This is a genomic window from Nonomuraea sp. NPDC004702, assembly GCF_053601695.1.
In genome coordinates this window covers 1-4332 of record NZ_JBSGCE010000169.1, presented here as the reverse complement: position 1 = coordinate 4332, position 4332 = coordinate 1, and the positions used below count along the sequence as shown (strand labels likewise).

General features: G+C 62.4%; 3 protein-coding genes. All 3 read left to right on the top strand.

Annotated elements, in window-relative coordinates:
- Positions 1-521 (top strand): DUF6879 family protein (locus ACWEJ6_RS54355; protein WP_452433602.1); only part of this gene is annotated, 521 nt, incomplete at its 5' end.
- A gap of 765 nt (positions 522-1286) precedes the next feature.
- Positions 1287-2267: a Gfo/Idh/MocA family protein gene (locus ACWEJ6_RS54350; protein WP_452433601.1), complete on the top strand. Its 981-nt coding sequence runs from the start codon at positions 1287-1289 to the stop codon at positions 2265-2267.
- 691 nt (positions 2268-2958) lie between these two features.
- The gene (fxlM, locus tag ACWEJ6_RS54345) at positions 2959-4194 is read left to right on the top strand and encodes a methyltransferase, FxLD system (protein WP_452433600.1); all 1236 of its coding nucleotides are present in this window, start codon (positions 2959-2961) and stop codon (positions 4192-4194) included.
- The last annotated feature ends 138 nt before the right edge of the window (positions 4195-4332 follow it).

The following is a 4332-nucleotide window of genomic DNA, read 5'->3' as shown; positions in this document are numbered from 1 at the left end:
CAGCCCGAGCAGAATCGGCGACATCGCACGCGCAGCGCTTGTCCTCACCCATTTCGAGCACAACTACCTACCGGCAATTGGCTGAGATCACGTCATTGCGCCTTATCGAGGCCGAGCGGGATTCTGTTGCCGCCTACTTCCGGGACGCAGTTCGACGCGGCCTGGTGTTCCGGAGGCTTCGCATCGTCGAATTTCCCGTGACTCCGTACCTCCAGTGGGAGATGAACTCCTTCCGGCTCCGATCCGAGCTGGGCGAGGAGGTCCGGGTACTGGACGCCCGGCAGATCGCCGATCTGGAGCGCGATGGGCCGCTGCCCGAGATCGTTGTTCTGGGAGGTTCGGTGATGTACGCCGTGATCTACGATGAGGAATTGAAGGGAGCGGGCGCGCGCCGGTTCATCGATCCCGAGCAGATCGCGATGACAGTCACCGAATTCGAGTTCCTATACCGCGAGGGCGAGGAGTTTCCGCAGTTCTTCGAGCGAGAGATCGCCTCGCTCGGACCGCCCACAGTGCGCTGAGACGCCAGCCAGTACGTTGGCGCATGCCCCGTGACCACGACCCCAGGCCGAGGCAGATTCCACGTCGGCGCGGCTGATGGCGTGGAGCGGCGGAGAGTCCTCTGATATCCGCTGGCTGTACGGACCTGGGAGACTATACACGCAGCTGGCGGGCGGGTTGCCGCCGAGTGCCGTATGTGGCCAGCGGTGATTGGATGCTAGCCCTCGCCATGACGGTCGGGCACAGCGCCCGCGATCAGCGCACGGCGGCGCCCATCTTCCCGCTGTAATCGAGCAGGTACCGGTCTCCCGACAATGTCAGGGTCCGCCATCTCCATCAGCCGCTCGCCCGCGTAGTATATCCGCCGGACCGAGGTCACCACCGGCGTTGACGGCTCTTGCAGAGCCGCATGACGTGGGCGTTCAACGAAACGACGTGTTCAAGACCGTGGCGGCGGCCCACGACGGGCTCAGTGAGCTGTTTCGAGCCAGATGACGCTGACCACGATGGGCATGCGCGGGGCGGTGGCGGTGTAGCGGCGAAGAACGGGGCATCCGGTCAACCTGGCGGGCCCCCGCATCCATTGTCGCGTCGGCGCACCGGCCAGGAATGATTTTTTCAAACGTCCACCGAGAAGTGGATCGAGAAGCGCAATCAACAGCCTTGCGAAAGATTTGGCACCGCGGATCGAACTTCATCACATACCGCCACGCCGGGCATTACGCAGCAGTAGAGTGATGATCACACAGTTACACGAAGCCGCCGGGAGAGAAGGGGCCCACTAGATGCAAGATGCCACATTCGTCCGGATCGGAATTATCGGCACGGGTAGCATTGCGCGAGACCAGCACGCTCCCGCCTGCGTCGAGATGGATAACGCTCGACTGCACAGTGTGCTCAGCAGATCTGCGGAGAACGCCAGAGATTTCGCTTCGCATTTCCAATCCGATGAGCGGATAAAGCTATTTATCAATCGCGATGATTTTCTTGCGGACGAATCGTTGGATGCGGTGATTATCGCTACCCCTGACTCACTGCATTTCGAACAGGCAAGAGCGTGCCTGGAGGCAGGGAAACATGTGCTGGTAGAAAAACCATTGACGCTGACCCTCGACCAGGGGCACTCCCTTATTCAGTTGGCGGAGGAGAACGGACTTCAGCTAGGCGTTGGCTTCCACATGCGCTGGCATCCAGGAATCGCACATGTACTGGACTTGCTCAGACGCCAGGAGATCGGCAGGGTGCGCCATCTCACCATGCGGTGGACGTTTCTACGTGATTCCATGGCAGACTGGCGTGCTGATCCCACTTTCAGTCGGTGGTGGTCCCTATCTGGTGTGGGCTCTCACTGCATCGATCTCATGCACATGTTCGCGGATCAGCTCGGCTGGACACGTTCCCTGCTGTCTGGCTCGTCTGTGCGCGGAGTTCTAGGTAGCCGCAACGAGGAAACCTCTATAATCACGGCTATCTTCGAGGAAGGGCTGAGCGCGGAGATCCTCTCCTCTGTGCTCTTCTCATCGCAATCGGAGCTGTCGTTCTTCGGCGACAAGGGGAGCATCACGTGCGATGGCCTACTAGGGCGATCGTCGCCCGGAATCATCACTTTGAACGACACGCCGTCAGTCTATGTTTTTGAGAACCCTTACCATCGACAGCTCGAAGGCTTCTGCTTCTCGATTATCACAGGCTCGCCCTTTCCCGTTCATGGAAAGATCTGGATTGATGTCCTTAACGACCTAAATCATATCTCCGATAAGCGATAACTCGCCTGGATCCATTTGATATCATCGGCTTGATTTCAGGTATTGAGGTGATCTCAGTGAATTTCCGATAGGTTGTCGTGCTCGAAATGAGTGGAGACAAGCGCCGCCCGGGCGATGTCGCCGACTTCGCCCAGATTGATGGTGATGTGCGGGAGGCTTCGCCATCGGCCTTCGACAGGGCGCATCCCACGTTGAGGCGGTATCAGCCCTACTCAGGAGGCCGCATGCCCAGGTTGAAATATGCTCATTCTCTGGTCAATCGAAGTGTGCTCGGATGAGGGTTCAGGGCTCGGCCCGTTCGAGGTGAGCGACGTGTGGGCGAGATCGGCGAGCCGCGTCCTGCGATTGGCCCCGCTCGCCCGGGCTCGCCGAACGGCGATCATCGCGATGTGGCGCTTCATGAACGCCGATACTTCCCAGCGGCCTCACTTGGAACCGAGGCGACCCGAGGGCGTGGCCGCTTCCAGGATGTAGGCCGCCCATCTCGCCCGCTGCGGAAGGACGTGCGACTGATGTGAGAGCTGCGCCCCGTCCTCACCTACCACACCGTCTACTTGTTCAACCGCGCCAGCACGTCCGTGGGCGAGCAAGCCGCGGCGGCCTAGCGCGAACTGGCAGGTCGCCTTCGGAGAAGATGAACGAGCCGCCGTGTCCACCAGCTCTTCCTCGCCCATAACCCACCTTCACCAGGATGGAGACCATCATCACTACCGCCGTGGACGCCGCCAAGCTGCGCGAAGATATGGTGACCAGGTACATCGACTCCGGCTACCCGCGCACGCCAGAGATCGCTGAGGCTTTCCGGGCGGTCGAGCGCCACACCTTCATTCCCGACGCTTCCCTCGAGGAGGCCTACGCCGACGACGCCGTGGCGATCAAGCACGACCCCGGCGGAGAGATGATCTCGTGCATCTCCGCGCCGTCCATCGTGGCCACCCAACTGAAGCAGGTGGGGGCTCGTCCCGGGCACCGGATTTTGGAGGCGGGAGCGGCTACCGGCTACAACGCGGCGCTGCTCGGCCACCTGGTCGGCCCCACTGGACACGTGTGGACGATCGACGTCGACCATGACCTCGTCGACACCGCCCACAATCACCTGCAAGCGGCCGGGGTCGGCAACGTGACGGCTCTGCTCGGCGACGGCGCGGCTGGGCTTCCGCAGCACGCTCCCTTCGACCGAATCCAGTTCACCGTAGGCGCCGGCGATATTCCCACCCAGGTGCTCGACCAACTCAGCCCGGACGGTCGTCTGGTCATCCCGATGCGCATCCGCGGCAGCATTTCTCGATCCTTCGCCTTCGAGCGCGACGGCGACACCTGGAAAACGGTCTCCTGCGAGATGGCGACCTTCGTGCCGCTACGCAAAGGTATCGGCGATGACATCTACACCCGCGTCCCCATCGACGGCGATGGCGATGGCGATGTTCACCTGGAGACCTTCAGCGAGCAACGCGTCGACCGCGAGGCGATGGGCACGATTCTGAGCACTCCCGCCCGTCCTGCCTACACCGAGGTGAAGTTCCGGCAGGGCGACCCGTGGCAGTGGGTGTATCTCTGGCTGGCATGCGTCCTGCCCAACGGGCTGTCCCGGATGCCCGGCCAGCGGCCGGGGTTCACGCCGCACTTCGCGTGGGGCTCGATGGCCGCGCTCGACGCAGGCACCCTGGCCTACCTGACCGTCCGCGAAGGCGAGGACAGTCAGGGGCGCTTCTGGCGGATCGGCGTCATCGGCCACGGCCAACGCGCCACAGCCCTGGCCGAGCAGGTCGCCACCGCGATCGAGGAATGGGACCGTCACTACGGCAACCACGCCCCCGCTCCCAGCTTCCGCATGGCCACCGGCGATAATCGTGACCTGCTCAAGGCCGCCGATCCGCGCTTCATCATCGACAAACCGGCTAGCCGCCTCGTGGTCGACTGGCCGTAGAACGAATGCGCTGATGAATCCTACGATCGCGGCTCGCATCCCGCTGCTCTGCCCGTACCAGATCGCCCGGCACACCGTTGGCGAAGCGCGTTGCCGATCTCACCGCGCTGATCCTCGATCCCGCCGGTGTGAGCCACC